Here is a 17,937-nt window from a genome sequence, read left to right on the forward strand (position 1 = left end):
ATCATAGCGACCCCCCGGATGCGGTTTTGGGGCGCGAGAGGGTGCTCTCGCTGTTATTTATCGGATGCTTTACAAAACAGGATGGGACCGCTGAGGACACAAACTGAATCTGTGTTGCGACCCATCCGACGCTCGACGTGAGGTTGTGATGTATCATTTGTACAGAGTATCGAGATGCTGCCGGCGGTTCGACATCCGCTTCAGCTTCTCAGGTTGGTCGTAGACGCTGTTCACCAGCTCCACAGAGGTCGCCATCTTCACCGCGATCTCCTCCGACGGCCACCCTCGATCGCGATGCCACGTCACCGAACCCGTCCGCCACTTGTGCGGCGACCGGACCGACGGGCAGCGTGACTGATACCCGTGTTCACGGGCCTCACAATCAGCCGGATCGCGATCGTGAGGACACTCCTTCCCGACTTGGCACGGCTGAGTCAAGATGTAGGCACGGACGCGTAGCCCGGAGACAGTGATCCGGCCCGGCGCTTTCTCCGAGGTGAGCAGGGGCTCACGTTCGTGCTCGTCACTTCCGTCCTTCCGGCGGTGCCGAATATACGCGCGCAGGACCTCGCCGAGTTCGTCCGAGACGTTCACCGGACGCTCGCCGCTGTGTCCCTTCTTCAGGGGCGTGTCGGTCTCCGGCCGGTGTCGGAAGTAAACGAACGGAAGCTCGACGCCGCCGAGGATCTCTTCCAGGACGGACTCGCCGACGTCGAGGTCCTCCTGATACCGCAGCCGATCGAGATCGTCCTCCTCCAGGTAGACGTCCTCCAGATCGAGCGCGCGGAGCGACCCGGCGCGCGCACCCGTCTCCCACATCAAGAACGCGAGGACGTGGTCACGGCTCGCGTACTCGAAGCGGTCCAGGTACGCGAGGATATCCTTCGCGCGCTGTGTCGGAAGCTTCTCGCGGTTGATCCGCTCGTCCTTCGAGACGTGCGGGATATCGACCTGACTGGCGACCGCGGGCTCGACCGCGTTCGCCCTGATACCGAACTCCAGGAACTGCCGGATCGTCCCGAGTTGGTTGTTCAGCGTGTTCTTCTGGACATCGCCGCTGGAGCGGCGCATCGAGTCGAACCTGAGGAGGTGACGCCCGTTCAGGTTGTTCAGGTTCTCGATGCCCTCTTCGTTCTCAAGGAACTCGACGAACGGCTCAACACGGTAGTGGTAGCTCCGGACCGTGCTCTCCGCCTTGTCCATCTCTTGGCGTTCGAGCCAGATGTCGAGCGCCTCGCGCGGTGCCATCGGGACCAGTTCGTCGCTGGCCGCCGGCGCTTCGTACTCGTCGTCTCTCACTGTTGACCTCCGAGTGCGCGAATCGCGTCCTTCAGCATCTCCTCGTCCGCACCGTTCGCGAGTTCGACGAGCCGCTTCACCAGCAGGTCAGCCTCACTCGGTGTCGGCGAGTCCGGCCACGGCGTCCCGCGGACCTCCGTCCAGAGGAGGTACATCGCCTCCTCGTCGAACTCGACTTCGAGCGGGCCCTCCGCCGTGATCAGCGTGAGGACGTAGCCGTCGGCGTCGACCGCAGGCCCGTACGTTACCCCCGTAAGTGGGCGCTCCGCGTCGACGACACGGCGCTCGATGCCAGCGGGCCAGTCGAGTCCGCTCACGCCGCGACACCCCCCGAAGACTGATGATTCTGACAAGAGACATCGGAAGCAGAACGATGGCGGACGCTATCCCTGACGACTGCGCGTACTGCGGCGAGTCTCTCAACGGCGAGTGGACAACATTCGGTCTCCCCGCGAAGTGGAGGTTGTACCTCCAGAGAGAGCGGGACATGAAAGCCTTCGAGATGGCTCCACATGTCGTCTGTTGCGCCGAGTGTCGGATGGAACTCGGTACGCTGAAGGACGCCGAATCGAAGCTGAGTGCCTCCGGTTCCGAGTCCGGCAGCGAGGAGTTCCAGGCGGAGTTGAGAGGCGAGCTCGATAAGATCGACCTCGACGGCATCGTCGACGAGCAGCACATCTAGATCAAGCAGCAAAGCGACTCACCTCCGGGCAGACGATCTGGAGTCTAAGCCCATCGCGAGGGCTGAGGTACGAGTGCGAGATGATGAGGTCGTGGTCGCGGAGCACGGGACTCACATCCAGGGAACTCGGACGGGAACCTCCGATTTCAACGAACAGCGAGGCAACAGCCCCCGTTTTCGGGTTCGACAGAGACGGTTCGACCTCGACGACAGCCTCTTTCTCACGAAGATCTTCGAGGATGGCGTCGAGGTCACGGTGAACTCGCAGGTCCGGCCAGTGGGGTTCAGGATCGTCCGAGATGTCATCTGGCCGGTCTGACTCTCCCGTCTCACAGTCCAGGTAGTCGAGCGTGAGGATCGAGTTCGTGTGAACCCCACAGTCGACGCACTCGTACTTCGCGAGGACCGAGGTTCCCGTGTCCACTGCGACCTGACGGCACGTGTGCCCGGCGACTTCGACCGTTCTCTCCGCATCGCGTTGAACGACCTCCGGCATCACGCATCACCTCTCTCGTCGTCGTCCCGCGGGATCATCGCCCACTGCGCGCGCTGGTCCATCGCGATCGCGACGCCGCCGAGCCTGTCCACGTCCGGGTAGAAGTCCGCGCTCGCGACCTGCGGCGCGTCCTCCGGCTCACGACACCACTCCGGCGTCAGGTTCTCCTCCGCGTTCTGGAGCAGGACCTCCGGGAAGCGGTTGAACAGCCGGCGCTCGATCTCCTCCATGTCGATCTCGGGCGAGACCTCCTCGACCGTCTCCTCGCCGAGCGCCTCCTCATCGATCCACGCGTGCAGACCCTGCTTGTTCCGGTGCAGCGTGATCGGCACCTCGACGACCCGCGGCTCGTCGCCGTCGGCCGCCGCCTTCGCGAGCTGGTGCGCGACCGCCCCGGCGTGCGTGTTGTCCGCCATCACGCACCTCCGTCGACGGCGACATCCAGGTGATCACGGCGCTCCGCGAGCAGCCGGAACCCTGTCTCGGTGACGCGGTAGGAGTTCGTTCGCTTGTCGATCGTCCCCTTCTCGATGAGCCCGCTCTCCGCGAGATCGTCGAGGTTCGGGTAGAGCCGACCGTGGTTGACCGCCTCGCCGTGGAGGTCTTCGAGGTTGTCCTTGATCGCCAGCCCCTTCACGTCCGTGAGCGAGGCTTCGAGCCGCGCGGTCACGGTCAGGAGGTCGATCTGGAACGTGGTCAGGTCCGTGTGGTGTGGCGTGCTGTGCGTCTCGGTCGTGCCGCTAGTCGTGGAACTCATTGGATTAGGTACTGCGAGGTGGTTCGGCCGAGCGCGTCGACGATGTCGCCCGCGGGGACACCGCTGACGTCGAGGCCGCACGGGGACAGCATGGCGCGGCGACCGCCGTCGAGCGCGTGGCTCGCGAGCGGTCGACCGCAGCCCGGACAAGCGTCGCTGTCGCCGTTGAGAACGATACCGCCAACCGCCGTGCCGGGAGTTTGATATGGTCCCGACGGGTTTGCTGACATGGCTTTCGTGCCCTAGACACGGAAGCCCACGCGGACCCGCTGTACCAGCAGCGGGGTCCGCAACTTTCTGAGGGGACCCACCGACAAGCGACAGGTCCGCGAGAGTGCTTCCGTAGCTACACGTTGAGAAGGGCGGGTATTTAGTTTCTTTGTATGAACCAATCCAGTATTCTGAATTAGTCCATATATTTGAACTATTTTTCCCATGAAAATATAATGTAGGGTGAGAGTGGACACCAGTATGGCCGGTAGAAAGGAGACAGTGAGCGATGAAGAGATCCTGCGGATCCTGCTCAGATCCTCCGACCCATTCCTTTCTACCACTGAGGTCGCTGAAGAACTCGGATTTAGTAATAGTGGAGTGCTGAAGCGGCTGAAACCACTCGCAGATGATGGATATCTCAATTCTAAGTCTGTCGGTCGAGGGGACGCATGGTGGCTGACAGACGATGGCCGCGATTTTCTCTCTGACGAGGACGAATAGCGACAGAACGCTTATTTCGCGGTCACTACTACCACCAGCCATGAGCACAGGCCGCGAGATCCGCCTGATCGAGGAGGACGACGGCGGCTGGTCGGCGATCGACGAGGATCTCGGTGTCGCCTCGTGCGGCGATACTCGGCAGGAGGCGCTGGAGATGCTTGACGAGGCGGTCGCTCTCCACACTGGGGAAGCCGGCGAGCCCGTCACCGACGAGGACCTGGAGGATCTCGGCCTCGACCCGGACGAGGTGTCGGATGAGGTTGGCGTGCCCGACGCGCCTTGGTTCGACAGCGCTGACGAGACGGCATAACCGTGGTCCGACAGCGATTCACCGGTCGGGAAATCGTCTCGGTACTGACGAGCATGAACTACACACCCGTCGACCGAACCGGGAGTCATCTCAAACTGCGATACGTTCACCCGAAGACGGGTGAGACACGGAACGTTACGGTCCCGATCGGACACGAGATCAGCGGTGACACCCTCCGAAACATCGCTGATCAGTGCGGTGCCGACGATTTCCACGCGTGGTGTGAGTGGATCGACGAGCATCGCTGACGCGCTCACGCGTCCACCTGTCCGGTTCGAACTGCCCGAATCCCGATCCGCGAGAGGGTGGGTTCGATCCACTCGGGTAGCTCCCCGATCTCCCACCGGGAGTACGCGATCTCGTCGTTGATCGCGAACTCCCACGTGTCGTCGTTGCCGTCGACGACGATGCGGCTGTCTGGGTCGTCGAAGATGATCACGCTGACCGCATCGACATCGTCGTCCTCGGGGTCGATCCGGATCTGATCACTCGCCTCGCTCGACTTCAGTGGTGCTCGACTCATACAGCGAAGTCGACACGAGATTCGGTAAAAGCGGAACCGGGGAGCATATCGGAAGACGACTCCAAACGTCGATTTTCAGCGTGTAGACACCCGAGGGCGCTCTCAACGGCGAAATATCGAATATATCGAAAGCGACGCAGTCTAGCGATAGTGGAAATATCGAAAGGCACGCCCTGTTGAAATTCTCAACGAGTTATTGGTTTCAGTGGCCATCCTGCACACCGGGACGCACTTACCGCTTGCTTAGCTCGCGGTTCGTGCGTTTTGAAAAAGTTTAGCTACTGTCGATTGCACTCTGCTCCGCACGAGTGGTTGGAGGGTCAAAAGAAACGGGAAGGATATTATGAGACCAACTCCCGGATATCTCGGAATCACAATTCAACTAATTAATAATGAACGTAGTGCAGGAAATTCTCGCACTCGATTCAGCACTGCTATTAGAAATCTGTATCGATAGAATACGTCAAAAAATCTCTACCAAGATCGCTAATTCGACATGGGATTTATTACATTTGATGACAGCCACACAACAATGCCGGTGGAGCTAAACACGACGGCTGAACAGAGGGCAAAAGAGGCAGAAGATATTGATGAATTCAGTTCCCTAAATCTCAAAGGACTAAAATTAGAAGTCGAGAAGTTGCTTGATCTCATTGGTTCTAATGGAGTATTTGACGAATATACTAAACATGATATAGACCATATTAATGGAATGTTAGAGAACCTAGAGTGGATCATTCCAGAAGAAACTCAAGAGAAAATGACTGCAACTGATTGGCTTATGACTGTTTTATCAATATACTTTCATGACCTCGGCTTACTAGTTACTAGAGAAGAATTTGAAGACCGAGGAGAGTCAAATTTTGAATCGTTCAAAGAGAAAACGCTGTATGAAGGAGATGAGGGTGAGGATTACAGAAAACGCATAGAAGGAATCGGTTCGGACCAGCAGGAGCGGTTCCTCTATCAAGAGTTTGTACGATCCAACCATGCTCAACGAATCCGTGATTGGATAAATGGTGAGATTGATGATGATATGGGTGGATCTGAGCAAGTTGTTGAAGAAATTGAACAACTTTTGTATGATCTCCCCAAACCATTTCGGAGAGACTTGGCTAAAGTTTGTGAAAGCCATCATCTGAATGACTTGGACGATTTGGAAAAGTACCAAGTATCTTGCCCTTACGGTCAGTCCGATGAAGCTGCTGCTAATTTACAATACTGTGCAATCCTTCTCAGGTCATCTGATCTATTACATATAACGTCAGATAGAGCGCCTTCAATCATGTTCAGGGTGATCAATCCAGATGATCCGAAAGGTCAGGAAGAATGGGCAAAACAAGAGGCAGTAACAAGCATACGGCCGAAACCTCAGTCATTAATAGATGAAGATTCCAATGACGAAGACCACCCATCTGTTATCGAAGTCCGTGCGTACTTCGAAAATGAACGGGGGTTTTTTGCTCTCGTCGATTATCTCGATTATGCTGAAGAACAGCTCAAGCAGTGTAACGAATGGGTTCAAGAGGCAAAGAGTAGATACCCCAGAGAGTTTGATTTCTATTGGAAGAGTATTGACGATACCAATATTGAAACTGAAGGGTTTGAGAGAGAAACATTCGAATTTGATATTGATCAGCGAAATATCCTAAACCTTCTAACAGGACATACATTATATAATGATACAGATGTAGCTATACGAGAAATTGTACAAAACAGTATTGACGCTATAAGGGTTAAAAAAGAAAAGTCAGGAACTGACTACGATGGAAAAGTGGAAATCCACTGGAATCAAAACGACGGAAGACTGAGAATTGAGGATAATGGTACTGGGATGACTCAGGAGATTATTGAGGAGCACCTTTTAACAGTCGGCTCATCCCGCTATCAAACACAACGCTTCAAGGATGATTTTCCTGATTTTCATCCAATCAGTGAATTCGGCATCGGCATCCTATCGGCGTTCATGATTGCAAATGAAGTGAACATATACACTGGTCATGAGGCAGATGAACCTCCGCGACAAATATCATTCCGCTCTGTACACGGCCGATACCTAATTAGACACCTGAGTGAAGATGACCCGGAATACGAGAGTGTCACTCCGCATGGAACTATTGTTGATCTTAGGATGAGACCTTCCGCAGATGTCCAAGATATAAAAGAGATTTGTGATAAGTGGTTCCTCTGTCCACCCTGTTCGATTAAATTATATAATAATGATGATGAATGGAAGATAGGATATGATTCTCTAAAACAAGCTATGCAAAACTACATCGACGATAATATGGAAGCATTACCGCTTACGTCCAAATCTGATGAAATAAAAGTAAAAGAAATCAATTACAATGACATGACTGTTTGCTACGCTGTTAAAAAATCAGACCATTTTCGAGATTGGAAATTTGTTAAGGGACCAGATGCAGGGGGGATCAGACGAAGAACGCGGAGTGGAAGTAATGAAGATCTTGATATAGACCCACTTGGAACCGCCATCGAAGGAATTCGAGTTACTGCCGAGACACCTGGATATCAAGGTAAACCATTTCTATCGATGGCTAATCTAACCGGCTCGCACCGACCACGAACCAACGTAGCGAGGACAGATTTAGAATCTGGGGAAAATTATGAAGAAACACTATCTGACATCTATCAGTCCTACCTTGATCATGTTGAGGAGGAGGTGGAAGCTCTTTATAAAGAACGTTCTTTCTCAATAGCTTGGGCAGTAGAGGCTGCTCAATTTATAATCCGTCCTCTTCGAAAAAGAACAATAAATAATTCAGAAATATTAGATAAAGAGATGAAGAATGTCCCGATAATACTAGTCGAAAGAGAAAACGAACGAATCCCAATGACTCTCTCAGATTTAGAATCTTCTGGTAAATTTTGGACTGTTGATTCACCACTACTCCGTCGAGCTGATCGGTTATTTAGAGATATGCCAACTAGCAAATCTTATCAGGATTTGGTGGACAGACTGGAACTTCCTCTTACAGACATTCCTGACGGGATGGTTGTTTGTAATATAAATTCTCCGAGATTCCCGGATCAGGTCTGGGAGGGTAGAGAGCCAGAATCGATAGAGGTAATTAAAGAAGAGAAAAGGATCGACATCAATTGGTGCAAGATTGATAAAAATCCAAGCTGGATTAAGTTTCCCAAATCCTCACAACGTCCGTCTCAAGCTGGCACTAACGTTAGATTGCTTGTTCAACGCGACGAAATTGAAGTTGACGGCTTAGATGACGAGGCTGGATTGATTACAGCGGATAAGTTACTCGTTTTCAGCTATTCTGATCTCTGTGGCGTATTGGTTGACATTCACAGAAAAGCAGACACAGAGAAGGACAGTCATGTTAAATTATTACGTATTATTGACCATATAGTGAAACAAACTCTTACAAATGAAAGTGAAATTGTGGATACTGCTGATCTAAGGAGACGTATTGAAGAGGATCTATCATATGAAGAGCAAAAGCTGATAGATATGATTGACTTGGATGTTCTGAGTCGAACCCTACAATCAAGTCAAGCAGCTTTCGATCCTAGTGTTTGGTTCAGTCATTTTGAGGAAGAGAACTAATTCAGGTACAATGGGACTTGTTTAGGCACTCAACAACGTGAGTTAGTGGCTGTGTCGGCTGAGCAGAATTAGTCTATGAGTGACTCTCTGTCCAATTTTGTTCCTAGCTCATATTTTGTCCGACCTATGTCGTGTCCCAGCAAGGCCCACTGCCCGTATTCAGCAAATATTTCTTATCAGTTTCTATTTAAATAGAGCCGCGATTCAAGGTTCGCTGTATCGATACCGCCGATCACGAGTCGAGCCGACCGCCTCGATCAGCTCGTAGTGCTCCAGCGACTGGAGGTACTTCCGCCGCGTGCTCTTTGCGCGGGGGTCGGCGACCCGCTGTTCGTACCGCCGGTGAAGCTCCGAGGCGCGTATCTCTCCCGCCTCCTTGATGATCTGGTAGAGGTGTCGCTGGTGCGTCCCGAGCGTGTCGACGTGGCGCTCGTGGATCTCCTCGCGAGCCTCCTCGCGGACCGGCTGCACGTTCTCGACGGTGAGCGTCTCGTCGCCGTGCTTGACGGCGTCGCGGACCGACCGCCGGAGCAGCGTGATCGCGTGGCGGGCGTCGCCGGCGGCGATGTCCGCGATCGTCTCGACGGCCTCCTCCTCGACGACGCCCGTCGCGAGGGCGGCGTCGATCCGACTCCAGAGGATGTCCACGAGTTCGTCGTGGTGGTATCGCTCTAGGACGACTTTCGTCGCGCCCCGAATTCGAGAGGCGACGCGCGAGTCTAGGTCGGCGAAGAAGTCGTCCTCGTCGACGCAGATGAGAACGAGGGTCACGTTCGGGATCTCCCAGAGCGCCTGAATGGTCTGTTCGTCGTCGAGGACGTCGACCTCGTCGACGATCCCGACGAAGTGCTCGTCCAAGTCGCGGAGTCGGTCGAACATCGTCGAGGTCGGCGTACCCTTCTTCCGGAGGTCGTTCGCGCGGCCGGCGTCGCGAACGAGCGAGTATATCATCGCGGACATCGACGTTTCGGAGATGCAGTTGACATAGCCCCAGCGAATACCGAGGACCTCCTGGTCCAGTTGGCGGACGATGTAGTTCGCGATTGTTGTCTTTCCGGTGCCACTGGAGCCGGTGATCATCACGGTCTCCGCGCCGAGGCCGTGCGCGAGGGGCTTCAACTGAGCAGAGAGATGCTGGAGGTGTCCCTCTCGGTGGTGGAGTTCCTGCGGGACCCAATCTTCCTTAAGAACACGGGCGTTTTGGATCACGACTCGGCGTTCTCGATTCGGTGACTTGTAAGCGAGCCGTCCGGGGTGAAAGTAGTACATATTTAATAAATAAACCGACAAAAAGTCTGAATGCTTACCCTCGAAGAGAATCGGTGATATAATTGAAGAACTTCGAGAGTTGCCAGTGACGACGAACAAGATCGCTAAATATGGGTACGGTATCCCTGACAACTCACAAGGAAATCATCTATTTTCCATTTGTTCTTGATAATATCTATCTACGAGTTCGTCTCTCATTTCATTCATGACCCAATTCGTACTCCGCTGCCTGACTTCATCTACTGCTGACTCAATATCCTCAATAGGAATTACTTCGAAATCTACCCCCGTCGCTTGGGTTAGACCGGTAACCACAGAACCCATTTCTTCATAGATCTCTTCCTCAAATAGTAGTAGCGTTCTCTCGTTATCTAGATCTTCGTGAGTGAGCCAATAAACCAACTCGCCAACGACGGAAGAATTGATCTCCTTAGGGTCATCATCACCACTATCATAGGCCTGTTCTCGTGCACGTGATGGAAGCGACTCTCTCTCAAAAATATAGTCGAGAAATACAAAGACAGACACATCAGACTCTTCAAGAAATTCTTCGCTCTCTTCATACCAGAATTCCCTCTTTTCTTCTTTTGTTGCATCTGACGGTGGTTTATTACCTCTGTCATCGCAGATAGCCGTTTTAAAAAATCCGCGCTCCTGCATTTGAACTTTCAATTCGGTTAGATACGCATAACAATCATCTTGGTAGGGTCCAAAGATATGGAGTTTGAGGTAGGGATATAGGGCCTTCTCCGATTGCTGATGGGCATCACGAACAAGATCTTCAAAATTGCGTTGTATGTCCCGCTCCATGTCTCGTGTTCAAGACTAGACCTCTCGCCAAAGCGTTTAATACTCCGGGTCAGAAACTCTTGACCCGAAATGACTACCACCGCTATTCAACGCTATTCAGAGAAATTCCCTGAAGAAATCAGCAAAGCGATTGATGGTCTGGGTGGGGATACAGAGCGAGCTGTGGTTATCGTACTGTTTAACCAAGGTGACTTGGCGTTTACCGAATTACGCGAAGAACTCGGAGATGATGAGCCACTCCACCCAGAGACATTATCAAATGCTCTGTCTAACTTGAAATCTGGTGGATTAATTAGAAAGCGAGCCTTGGAAAATGGCGAAGAGGATCCATTCAGTTCATACTACACACTAAGCGAATACGGTGAGCGCTTTATTTATTCACTCTTTGACTCACTTGGATCTCTTCAGGGACCAGCTGGCAGACGCCAAGCTGGCGTCTCTGCTCCGCTGTTAGAAGACAGTCTTCTTGAATCTGGAGAGGACCTTGCTCGCAATTTACAGAAACAGTTGGTGCAAAGATGACCGATGGTGAGACATCCTCCGGAATTGAAAACATCAAAAAGTACGTTGTAGACATCGGTGACGAAGTAGTCTCTGAAGAAACTATTGAGGCTGATAATGGTCAAGTACCAATACTGATCTGCGGTCACGGAGATACCCCTTATACAATTCTAGATGTCCATGACAAGCCGTTTTTTGTAATCAGGTATAGATACAGCCTAATAGAAAAGATTGCAACCAGTTTAAGCGATGAAATAATTGAGGAGAGAACCGGTATGTCGCCTGAAGATGGAGAATTCCGATCACTTGCCTCTGCTTCAGAAGAAGAACTGGGGGGAGACGCTGTTGATGCAACTGACGAACCTGAAAGTGAACTGGTTACTGCGCAAGAAGATGATGAATTTCCACCTGCAGTTATCGCAGCTATAGATATTCTTGAATCGATGGATGAGGAAGTGCTACAACGGTTTGGACTCAATCTATTTCAAGAACTGTCTCATCCAGAAGTTGCTACACAGCTAACGTACACACCTAATGATTATTTCCAAGGGTTTCAGATCAATCGAAAAATCTTCCCAGAAGATTCCGGATTCTCTCTCACAGATTTTAACAGGTCCGTTCAAGCAGTAATTAGTCTAGGTGCCTTCGGGAATAACTGGATCAGTCATTTACTCGAATCTGAATTGGATGATTTGGAAGATCTGGATATGAGCCAAGAAGAACAATAATCAGAGGAGGTCTATGAACTGTCCGCTTTCTGGTGGAAAGTCAGACGCGATCCGTAACGGTTGGTCATCCTTTTTTACCGATTCAATGTGATCGGCCAATTATGGTCGATGACGAGAGACAACCCGTTTTTCGGGAAAAGCACGATTCATTCGAGAGCGCCTTCCCAGACATTGAAGATGTTGAAATCGAGATCGAGGAAACAGATCTGGTAGAAACACAGAAAAAACGCAATTATACTATTGAAAATGTACCGGGTAGAGAGCCGTGTACTAACTCAAAATGTACGAACAGGGGTATTGAGATCGACCGTCTAGTCAGCACGATGAAGGCCAATGATGAGACACACAGGGAGTTCTCTGAACCGTGTACCGGTGAGGAGAAGGTCGGCCGAGGTGACTCCCGAACGTGCCCTCATAGATTCGACATTGAGATCGACATCACGTACAAATGAGATCCAAAGGGGGGCTAAAATCGGTATATCGAAAAGTACCATCTTTTAGCCGGCTATGCATTATCCGTTTTCGCAACGACAGCTATCGTATTCACAAGAACAACGATAGCGATACCCCACCAGACAATCCCTAAACCGACCAGTACGATATCTTGTTCAGTAAAATGTCGATACAACCCTAGTACAGCGTAAATTGTGGCACTAGCATAAATCAAAGAAAGAACAACCAGCGGCATTAATCTTAGATATGAATAATTCTCTTCAAACCAGTTCCTAGGTGATTTCAGGCCTTGCTTAGAGCTGAAGTCAAAATTAATAAAAAGCCTGAACCACTGAGCACCGCCGATGGCAGCGACGGCGATTACAAATTGAGCCGTATTCCCTGTAATCGTAAAGAGGTACGCAAGAGTTACCGAGGGGAGCCATAATATGCGTTCATTATCTTCCTCGAACGTTGCGATTGCTGTATCAATCGCCATATTGGCTGTTGATTGTTTGATACCAAATATGTTAATGTGGGTTCAAGCCCGTAGCCAAACCGTGGCGAGAAGCAGGTCCATCCCGCCAGACTGGCGAATAGCCGCCTTTCTAAACTATCTAGAACTGGAACCGCCAGTAAGCCTAACTAATCGGCCATCTTTGTGACAGTATGAAGTGCGATGAGTGCGGTGAGGATATCTCTGGTCTTGCCCATTCCTGCAATGAATGTGGAAAGAAGCATTGCAGTACCCATCGATTACCTGAAGCACACAGTTGTAGTGGAATGAAACGATTTGAGATAGGAAGTAGTAAATCAAGTACCCAGCCACAGAAGTCGGGGGCGAATCAGAATCGCTCGACTCCGGTGATGTGGCTGTCTGATGGGTTTTGGTTTATCGTTTCAATTCCGATGTGGATACTTGCGAACATAATCGGCTTCCTGAAGTTCACATACCACTATCCCGCATCTGGGTTGTGGAAATTGACAAAAATTGGGTTCGTGGTTGTTTCGCTGACTGTCGTTGCGGGATTTGCTGGCATCGGCCCTATCGATTCGCCGAATGAGCAACTGGTCTCACCGGCGGAGAGTGCCGCATCTAATTTAACGGAGTCGAGTGAAATTGACGAGACGGAAACTGAGGAACTGGTTCGAAACGGAATCAACGATGCCCGAGCTGAACGGAATCTAGTAGCTCTCGCGACAAAGAGTTCCCTATCCAGACAGTCCAGTTCTCACAGCGAGCATATGGCCGAGCGTGGAGAACTCGCTCACGATCTCCCGGGATCGACATCTGGCGAGCGGCTGAATGATGCGGGGTGTGTTTCTGGTGGGGAGAATGTCGCACAAACCTGGGTGTATGAAAACATAGCCACGGAAGATGGGAGCAAATATTTGAACAGTGAGGAAGAGCTTGCAGATTCGTTAGTTGAACAGTGGATGAACTCACCGGGACATCGAGACAATATTCTCAGCAATGATTGGACAATCACGGGTGTTGGGATCGAGATAACAGAGGAGAACAAAGTATACGCAACGCAGATGTTCTGTGTATGAACCACCCGTTTCGTGATAAATACTCACTCGGCGTCCGGGAACTGGGAGAGAAGCGGAGAGTCAATGAATCACTGTTCCCAAAGAAATGTAACTAAGCCCTCAATTATATACACCTTCACGATAGCGAAGGTGTATGGCTAAAGGGAAACAGCGTCTGAACTTCGGTCGCCAAGATTTGAGAAAATCAACTAAATTTGTGGAGGGCGACTACTCCGGGATCAATCCGCGACAGTTTTACAGAAAGCTCAAGCGGAGCATCGAAGAAATTCAAGAAGAATCCGATTTTAAGTACACGACACACGGCTCCCAAGACACGGATTTGGAAATTCAGAGCGAAGAAGTCGGTAAAAAGACAGGAACTGTCGAAGGCCGATTACAAGCCGAGGCCGACTGGGCCAAGATCGGTGAATCCGAGCTCGAATACCGCCCATACGGACCTCATGGCGCACTCGGCATCGCCGTTGGTGGTCTGTTATTTATTCTTGGATTGGGTGGAGGGATCGAGATAGCATTGCTGGGTATGTTGCTACTGGGGGCAGGTGTATACGGATACTGGCAGACTGAGATGGGTACGTACCCCGTGATCAGAGAGGATATCATCCGAGTTCTCATCACTGGTGAAGTGAGTGAGCGGACTGTCAACGCCGATGGAACGACTAAGACCGATATGTTCGCCAATATGAGCGTGATCTTCTCCGGTGATGCGTTCGTCGCAGTTGGAACTGATGAGATCGATCGGCTTGATTGGCCGCTACGGCTTGAACTCGTGACTCAGGTGGCAAAGTGGCGAAATCAGTGTATCGACGATAGGTCGAATGAGGTGGAGGTTCCGGAAGGATTCATGTACATGTTGAAGGGCTGGACAAAGCGGAGTCCAAGTGAGATAAGAAGCGAAATCAATCGGATTCAGAAGCCGATGCTGGATGCGAACTTCGATCTTCGTGAAAGGTACGGAGATCTTCTGCGTGATCAACTTCACGGAGCACTGGAAACCGAACTCGATCAGCACGAAGCGGATCTCCGCAGCGAACTAGAATCTCTCGCACAGAACCTGAACATCTACGTCGAGCGCGAAGGGATGCAGCACACGGACAACGTGGAGAGAAATCAGACGGATGCGGCGGGCGAGCTTGAAACAGACGATATCTGAGTCTTAGCCTCAAGCCTGCCGTATTTTTCTGTCCGACTATACGGAGAGAGTCGGACGCGATCGTACTCGAACCCGCTCCGATCACGCCGGGAACCCACCTCGACCCGCACCTTTATGTCCGGTTGACGCGCCAGCCGGACGCGATGAACCTACGACCTCACGACGAGCAGGACGGGAAGAAGGTGTGGCTCTCCGAGAGCGAGGTCTCGAAACTCGAAGCCATCGCGAGCGACACCGAGCAGACGATCGCGTTCGGCCTCGGCGCGCGCTCCGGCTTGCGCTCGAAGGAGATCCTCGACGTCGCCCCGCAGGATGTCGTCGAGACGGACGCCGGCTGGGTGGTCCGGGTCTGGGAGGGGAAGGGCGACAAGTTCCGCGAGACGCCGATCCCGAGCGATCTCGCGATGCGGATCGAAACGATCGGCGACATGCGCGACGCCGCAGGTGACGAGCCGGTGCTCTCAATCGAGTCGACGCGCTCACTCCGTCGGTGGCTCCAGGACGCCCGCGAGCAGCTCGCCGACCAGGAGGACGAGCGCGGGTGGGAGTTCCTCAGTACGCACGACCTCCGGCGAACGTGGGCGAGTTCGCTCGCGGATGCGGAGGTGGACCCGCTGCTCGTCCTCGACTGGGGCGGTTGGGAAGACCTAGAGACGTTCCTCGATCACTACAACGGGACGTACTCGCCGGCGGCACAGCGCCGAGCGCGGCAGAAGGTGGAGTGGCTCTAGAAATTGCAGTTCACATACACTCCGGTCTACCAATCATTTTCCCAGTTACCGGCTAACAGCAGCATATGGACGAGGAAGCAGTAGAAATCAAGATCATAACTGATGACAAACGGGCGATGAGCGAGCTTATTGATGCCAGCACGTACCGATCTGGTGAAACAAGCAAACAGTTCGAAGACGGCTCAGAACTCGTCTACCAAGGCACAAAAATACAGAAAGATGTCACCACTCCAGAGGTCATCGAGTTTGGCCTGTATCTTGGTAAACTGGCTGCTGAGGGTATTGTTTCCACCTATATCGTTGACCGACTGAGAGATTTTGACGTTCGTGTTATCATAGATGGTGAGGAGATCGAACCAGATGAAGAGACGATCCAAGCGAAGCTGGAGGAGTTCAAAGAATAGATTTGAGAGACGGACTGTTCGTACTTGTGTAGAAATATGAAAATCGAATAGAAGGCAAACCGGCCTACTACTCAGAAAAGTCGGATTGTGGGTAGCAATCATATTCATGTTCGATAAAATAATGTGTCTCCTTTGAATGTCTGGAGATAATGAGTTCGGAAGGATCGCCTGACTTTATCAAATTGACCCAGGAGGGGGCGAAGGCGATCTTGATTGGAGTGACTGTAGCAACTCTGTCTTGTATAGTACTTGGTGTAATTGGCTGGCTACTACAACTGGATACAGCAACAATCTATCCAGTTCTCGTCCCTGCGTGGTTGACAATAACAGGAGCTATATCCGCGTTTTATTGGAAGCTCTATTTTCAGCCAAAACTCATCCAAGGCGACGCCGATTAAGTAGGCTCCCGAGTGTATCAAGAGTTGAGCGCTCTCTGTAGGGGTACTGGAGGATCGCAGTAAATGGTGCTACAACGATCTCCCAAGCTTTGAACATCGCATCCGGTGTTCTCCGGATACTATAGACAACTAGCGCTGTAAAGAAGATAGGGAAGATCAGCGGAAGTAGCGTCAGGTACGCTATCACGAACATCGGACCTTGCCTACCTGATTTTACAAGGGCAACTTCCACTGCTGGGACAAATACCACTGGCAATACAGCGAGCCCGGTTGGAATATTACCGGCCGATAGAATAGCAAAGGCAGCTCCGGAACCACAAGCTACCCCCTTATATAGGTCGTTCATGACCATGAACATGGCTCCGCGATAGATCTTCCCGAATTTTTTCGATGTGCCGAATTTCCCTATAATATCATTCAAGTCTTCTTGGTCATCTGATTGGGCACTATCCGACTCCTCTATTGTCTCGACCATAATCCGCCAGATAAACACGCTAATGAGTACAAAGTAGAAAAATTCGGGATTAGCAACTAGATCAACGAATAGAGCGCTGATCTCCACCCTGACAAATGACTCAACAAAATCTATACCCACGTATAGAAAGCACACTCCGAATAGGGCGTCGACGAACGTTTTGACCGTCCCTATTGCCAAGTCTCTGGAAAGACCGAGACTATGACGGATAGGGTGTTGTTCGATTTCGGAGTGGGACATCGATAATTGACAATTGGAACACTGACTGTCTAAGTTCTTTGGTCGGGCATCTACAGATACAAGCCAAATCGTTTAATAGTATACTGATGGTAATTGCAACTGCCTAGGGGTGGAGACGCCGGCTAAGTGGCGTACTCCACTACTTCAACATCTCAACGAGCTTCGCGGCTGTCCTGATCGCATCCAGCGTCAGCTTCAGCTCACGAATCCGATCGAGACGGCTTGGTTCGTTCTCGTCGCTGTCGGAATTTGCATCCGACTGGTCAGTGTCGTCACTCATCGAACGGGCTTGCATCGAAAAGCCGGCCAAACCCTGCCTAGGGGTGGAGATGCCGACTTTTCGCGTTTCGAACGTGGTTGGCATCTCCTAAAAAGGCAGCCAATCGGAGCGGCAATGCCTTAATACACCGTCTAAACCACAGTATTCCGAGTTCTGGATGCTGAATTCGTGTTTTTGATGAAATACTACCAATAGGTCGGATTTGAGGGTGTTGAGCAACTCGTCTAATTCGGCCTCTCCTCTGCGCGCTCGTATCAAAAGGTAATGTCGACACGTGAGAACTCAATCCGCCTGCGGCACGAACCGCCTCGCATCGAGATCGAGGGCGCGCTGCGCGGCCAGCCGCTCGACGAAGTCGCACTGGGTCAGCTCGGGAAGCGTGCCGTCATCTTCGGGGATACGGACCACGTAGGTCCGGCGACCCATCCGCTCGACATCGAGGTGCTGTTCGTCCGGGATGTCGCCGTCGTCGAGGACGTCGTCTTTCTGGAGTTCGTCGCGCGGGAGGGTGACCACACCCGATCCACCGTGGTCTTGGAGCTTCTGCATGGGCTGGCCGACCTGTCTGGGTCACTTAAAGCTATGCCTGACATGACTC

At 51.9% G+C, this 17,937-nt stretch carries 25 protein-coding genes; 12 read left to right on the plus strand and 13 right to left on the minus strand.

Features of this window, described 5'->3' with window-relative positions:
• Positions 1-153: 153 nt before the first annotated feature.
• The gene (locus EP28_RS00210) at positions 154-1,299 is read right to left on the minus strand and encodes a tyrosine-type recombinase/integrase (protein ID WP_049982016.1); all 1,146 of its coding nucleotides are present in this window, start codon (positions 1,297-1,299) and stop codon (positions 154-156) included.
• The gene (locus tag EP28_RS00215) at positions 1,296-1,616 is read right to left on the minus strand and encodes a hypothetical protein (protein WP_049982017.1); all 321 of its coding nucleotides are present in this window, start codon (positions 1,614-1,616) and stop codon (positions 1,296-1,298) included. Before EP28_RS00215 ends, EP28_RS00210 begins: the two co-directional genes overlap by 4 nt.
• 56 nt (positions 1,617-1,672) lie before the next feature.
• Between EP28_RS00215 and EP28_RS00220 the strand changes: the two genes are divergently transcribed.
• Positions 1,673-1,981 carry a hypothetical protein gene (locus EP28_RS00220; RefSeq protein WP_049982018.1) on the plus strand — a complete coding sequence of 103 codons (309 nt, stop codon included), beginning with the start codon at positions 1,673-1,675 and terminating at the stop codon, positions 1,979-1,981.
• Position 1,982: 1 nt separating this feature from the next.
• Here the strand turns inward: EP28_RS00220 and EP28_RS00225 are convergent, their stop codons facing one another.
• Genes EP28_RS00225 through EP28_RS00240 form a run of 4 tightly spaced genes read right to left on the minus strand, consistent with a single transcriptional unit; the run spans position 1,983 to position 3,464 of the window.
• Positions 1,983-2,477, minus strand: a complete 495-nt coding sequence (locus EP28_RS00225; RefSeq protein WP_049982019.1) for a hypothetical protein — start codon at positions 2,475-2,477, stop codon at positions 1,983-1,985.
• Positions 2,477-2,893, minus strand: coding sequence for a hypothetical protein (locus EP28_RS00230; protein ID WP_049982020.1), 417 nt, complete (start codon positions 2,891-2,893; stop codon positions 2,477-2,479). The genes EP28_RS00225 and EP28_RS00230 overlap by 1 nt, the downstream gene beginning before the upstream one ends.
• Entirely contained in the window at positions 2,893-3,234 is a 342-nt protein-coding gene (locus EP28_RS00235) for a helix-turn-helix transcriptional regulator (protein WP_049982021.1), read from the minus strand. The genes EP28_RS00230 and EP28_RS00235 overlap by 1 nt, the downstream gene beginning before the upstream one ends.
• Positions 3,231-3,464, minus strand: coding sequence for a hypothetical protein (locus tag EP28_RS00240; RefSeq protein WP_049982022.1), 234 nt, complete (start codon positions 3,462-3,464; stop codon positions 3,231-3,233). The genes EP28_RS00235 and EP28_RS00240 overlap by 4 nt, the downstream gene beginning before the upstream one ends.
• A gap of 241 nt (positions 3,465-3,705) precedes the next feature.
• Here EP28_RS00240 and EP28_RS00245 point away from each other — a divergent pair, with 241 nt between their 5' ends.
• Genes EP28_RS00245 through EP28_RS00255 form a run of 3 tightly spaced genes read left to right on the plus strand, consistent with a single transcriptional unit; the run spans position 3,706 to position 4,506 of the window.
• Complete coding sequence (locus EP28_RS00245) at positions 3,706-3,948, plus strand: winged helix-turn-helix domain-containing protein (protein WP_049982782.1); 243 nt, start codon at positions 3,706-3,708, stop codon at positions 3,946-3,948.
• Positions 3,949-3,988: 40 nt separating this feature from the next.
• Positions 3,989-4,258, plus strand: a complete 270-nt coding sequence (locus EP28_RS00250; protein WP_049982023.1) for a type II toxin-antitoxin system HicB family antitoxin — start codon at positions 3,989-3,991, stop codon at positions 4,256-4,258.
• A gap of 2 nt (positions 4,259-4,260) precedes the next feature.
• Positions 4,261-4,506, plus strand: coding sequence for a type II toxin-antitoxin system HicA family toxin (locus EP28_RS00255; protein WP_049982024.1), 246 nt, complete (start codon positions 4,261-4,263; stop codon positions 4,504-4,506).
• Positions 4,507-4,511: 5 nt separating this feature from the next.
• Here EP28_RS00255 and EP28_RS00260 read toward each other — a convergent pair whose 3' ends face one another.
• Positions 4,512-4,781 carry a hypothetical protein gene (locus EP28_RS00260; protein ID WP_049982025.1) on the minus strand — a complete coding sequence of 90 codons (270 nt, stop codon included), beginning with the start codon at positions 4,779-4,781 and terminating at the stop codon, positions 4,512-4,514.
• A gap of 496 nt (positions 4,782-5,277) precedes the next feature.
• On the opposite strand from EP28_RS00260, the gene EP28_RS13560 reads away from it, so the two are divergent.
• Complete coding sequence (locus tag EP28_RS13560) at positions 5,278-8,367, plus strand: HD domain-containing protein (RefSeq protein ID WP_080506053.1); 3,090 nt, start codon at positions 5,278-5,280, stop codon at positions 8,365-8,367.
• A gap of 204 nt (positions 8,368-8,571) precedes the next feature.
• Here EP28_RS13560 and EP28_RS00270 read toward each other — a convergent pair whose 3' ends face one another.
• Both EP28_RS00270 and EP28_RS13895 read right to left on the minus strand, forming a co-directional pair.
• Positions 8,572-9,636 (minus strand): Cdc6/Cdc18 family protein, encoded by a 1,065-nt coding sequence (locus EP28_RS00270; RefSeq protein ID WP_230455238.1) that lies wholly within the window; start codon positions 9,634-9,636, stop codon positions 8,572-8,574.
• A 144-nt stretch (positions 9,637-9,780) separates the two neighbouring features.
• Positions 9,781-10,446, minus strand: a complete 666-nt coding sequence (locus EP28_RS13895; protein WP_155118379.1) for a hypothetical protein — start codon at positions 10,444-10,446, stop codon at positions 9,781-9,783.
• A gap of 69 nt (positions 10,447-10,515) precedes the next feature.
• On the opposite strand from EP28_RS13895, the gene EP28_RS13900 reads away from it, so the two are divergent.
• From EP28_RS13900 to EP28_RS00280, 3 genes are all read left to right on the plus strand, one after another.
• The gene (locus EP28_RS13900; RefSeq protein ID WP_155118380.1) at positions 10,516-10,968 is read left to right on the plus strand and encodes a hypothetical protein; all 453 of its coding nucleotides are present in this window, start codon (positions 10,516-10,518) and stop codon (positions 10,966-10,968) included.
• The gene (locus EP28_RS13905; protein ID WP_155118381.1) at positions 10,965-11,675 is read left to right on the plus strand and encodes a hypothetical protein; all 711 of its coding nucleotides are present in this window, start codon (positions 10,965-10,967) and stop codon (positions 11,673-11,675) included. Before EP28_RS13900 ends, EP28_RS13905 begins: the two co-directional genes overlap by 4 nt.
• Before the next feature lie 101 nt (positions 11,676-11,776).
• Positions 11,777-12,127 carry a hypothetical protein gene (locus EP28_RS00280; RefSeq protein WP_049982028.1) on the plus strand — a complete coding sequence of 117 codons (351 nt, stop codon included), beginning with the start codon at positions 11,777-11,779 and terminating at the stop codon, positions 12,125-12,127.
• A gap of 53 nt (positions 12,128-12,180) precedes the next feature.
• On the opposite strand, the gene EP28_RS13910 is transcribed toward EP28_RS00280, so the two are convergent.
• Positions 12,181-12,606, minus strand: a complete 426-nt coding sequence (locus tag EP28_RS13910) for a hypothetical protein (RefSeq protein ID WP_155118383.1) — start codon at positions 12,604-12,606, stop codon at positions 12,181-12,183.
• Positions 12,607-12,974: 368 nt separating this feature from the next.
• Here EP28_RS13910 and EP28_RS13565 point away from each other — a divergent pair, with 368 nt between their 5' ends.
• The 4 genes from EP28_RS13565 to EP28_RS00295 all read left to right on the plus strand — a co-directional run bounded on the left by EP28_RS13565 (position 12,975) and on the right by EP28_RS00295 (position 15,946).
• Entirely contained in the window at positions 12,975-13,661 is a 687-nt protein-coding gene (locus EP28_RS13565; RefSeq protein WP_230455252.1) for a CAP domain-containing protein, read from the plus strand.
• A gap of 133 nt (positions 13,662-13,794) precedes the next feature.
• The gene (locus EP28_RS00285; RefSeq protein WP_049982029.1) at positions 13,795-14,811 is read left to right on the plus strand and encodes a hypothetical protein; all 1,017 of its coding nucleotides are present in this window, start codon (positions 13,795-13,797) and stop codon (positions 14,809-14,811) included.
• A 143-nt stretch (positions 14,812-14,954) separates the two neighbouring features.
• Positions 14,955-15,542 (plus strand): site-specific integrase, encoded by a 588-nt coding sequence (locus EP28_RS00290; RefSeq protein WP_049982030.1) that lies wholly within the window; start codon positions 14,955-14,957, stop codon positions 15,540-15,542.
• 65 nt (positions 15,543-15,607) lie between these two features.
• A complete protein-coding gene (locus EP28_RS00295) occupies positions 15,608-15,946 on the plus strand; it encodes a hypothetical protein (protein WP_049982031.1) in 339 nt (112 codons plus the stop codon).
• A 375-nt stretch (positions 15,947-16,321) separates the two neighbouring features.
• Here the strand turns inward: EP28_RS00295 and EP28_RS00300 are convergent, their stop codons facing one another.
• The 3 genes from EP28_RS00300 to EP28_RS00310 form a co-directional block, all read right to left on the minus strand.
• Positions 16,322-17,059 (minus strand): hypothetical protein, encoded by a 738-nt coding sequence (locus tag EP28_RS00300; protein WP_049982032.1) that lies wholly within the window; start codon positions 17,057-17,059, stop codon positions 16,322-16,324.
• A 139-nt stretch (positions 17,060-17,198) separates the two neighbouring features.
• Positions 17,199-17,339 (minus strand): hypothetical protein, encoded by a 141-nt coding sequence (locus EP28_RS13915; protein ID WP_155118385.1) that lies wholly within the window; start codon positions 17,337-17,339, stop codon positions 17,199-17,201.
• A gap of 282 nt (positions 17,340-17,621) precedes the next feature.
• Positions 17,622-17,888 carry a DUF8053 family protein gene (locus EP28_RS00310; protein ID WP_049982034.1) on the minus strand — a complete coding sequence of 89 codons (267 nt, stop codon included), beginning with the start codon at positions 17,886-17,888 and terminating at the stop codon, positions 17,622-17,624.
• Positions 17,889-17,937 lie beyond the last annotated feature (49 nt).

The sequence above is a fragment of the Halorubrum sp. BV1 genome, from assembly GCF_000746205.1.
Lineage (GTDB): Archaea > Halobacteriota > Halobacteria > Halobacteriales > Haloferacaceae > Halorubrum.

Excerpts from the sequence above, each read along its gene's own strand:
- EP28_RS13915 (WP_155118385.1), bottom strand. The coding sequence starts at position 17,339 with ATGAGTGACGACACTGACCAGTCGGATGCAAATTCCGACAGCGACGAG.
- EP28_RS13565 (WP_230455252.1), top strand. The coding sequence starts at position 12,975 with ATGTGGCTGTCTGATGGGTTTTGGTTTATCGTTTCAATTCCGATGTGG.
- EP28_RS00250 (WP_049982023.1), top strand. The coding sequence starts at position 3,989 with ATGAGCACAGGCCGCGAGATCCGCCTGATCGAGGAGGACGACGGCGGC.
- EP28_RS00235 (WP_049982021.1), bottom strand. The coding sequence starts at position 3,234 with ATGAGTTCCACGACTAGCGGCACGACCGAGACGCACAGCACGCCACAC.
- EP28_RS13895 (WP_155118379.1), bottom strand. The coding sequence starts at position 10,446 with ATGGAGCGGGACATACAACGCAATTTTGAAGATCTTGTTCGTGATGCC.
- EP28_RS00290 (WP_049982030.1), top strand. The coding sequence starts at position 14,955 with ATGAACCTACGACCTCACGACGAGCAGGACGGGAAGAAGGTGTGGCTC.
- EP28_RS00220 (WP_049982018.1), top strand. The coding sequence starts at position 1,673 with ATGGCGGACGCTATCCCTGACGACTGCGCGTACTGCGGCGAGTCTCTC.
- EP28_RS13560 (WP_080506053.1), top strand. The coding sequence starts at position 5,278 with ATGGGATTTATTACATTTGATGACAGCCACACAACAATGCCGGTGGAG.
- EP28_RS00230 (WP_049982020.1), bottom strand. The coding sequence starts at position 2,893 with ATGGCGGACAACACGCACGCCGGGGCGGTCGCGCACCAGCTCGCGAAG.
- EP28_RS00280 (WP_049982028.1), top strand. The coding sequence starts at position 11,777 with ATGGTCGATGACGAGAGACAACCCGTTTTTCGGGAAAAGCACGATTCA.
- EP28_RS00245 (WP_049982782.1), top strand. The coding sequence starts at position 3,706 with ATGGCCGGTAGAAAGGAGACAGTGAGCGATGAAGAGATCCTGCGGATC.
- EP28_RS00295 (WP_049982031.1), top strand. The coding sequence starts at position 15,608 with ATGGACGAGGAAGCAGTAGAAATCAAGATCATAACTGATGACAAACGG.
- EP28_RS00260 (WP_049982025.1), bottom strand. The coding sequence starts at position 4,781 with ATGAGTCGAGCACCACTGAAGTCGAGCGAGGCGAGTGATCAGATCCGG.
- EP28_RS00225 (WP_049982019.1), bottom strand. The coding sequence starts at position 2,477 with ATGCCGGAGGTCGTTCAACGCGATGCGGAGAGAACGGTCGAAGTCGCC.
- EP28_RS13900 (WP_155118380.1), top strand. The coding sequence starts at position 10,516 with ATGACTACCACCGCTATTCAACGCTATTCAGAGAAATTCCCTGAAGAA.
- EP28_RS00240 (WP_049982022.1), bottom strand. The coding sequence starts at position 3,464 with ATGTCAGCAAACCCGTCGGGACCATATCAAACTCCCGGCACGGCGGTT.
- EP28_RS00310 (WP_049982034.1), bottom strand. The coding sequence starts at position 17,888 with ATGCAGAAGCTCCAAGACCACGGTGGATCGGGTGTGGTCACCCTCCCG.
- EP28_RS00270 (WP_230455238.1), bottom strand. The coding sequence starts at position 9,636 with ATGTACTACTTTCACCCCGGACGGCTCGCTTACAAGTCACCGAATCGA.
- EP28_RS00300 (WP_049982032.1), bottom strand. The coding sequence starts at position 17,059 with ATGTCCCACTCCGAAATCGAACAACACCCTATCCGTCATAGTCTCGGT.
- EP28_RS00285 (WP_049982029.1), top strand. The coding sequence starts at position 13,795 with ATGGCTAAAGGGAAACAGCGTCTGAACTTCGGTCGCCAAGATTTGAGA.
- EP28_RS13905 (WP_155118381.1), top strand. The coding sequence starts at position 10,965 with ATGACCGATGGTGAGACATCCTCCGGAATTGAAAACATCAAAAAGTAC.
- EP28_RS13910 (WP_155118383.1), bottom strand. The coding sequence starts at position 12,606 with ATGGCGATTGATACAGCAATCGCAACGTTCGAGGAAGATAATGAACGC.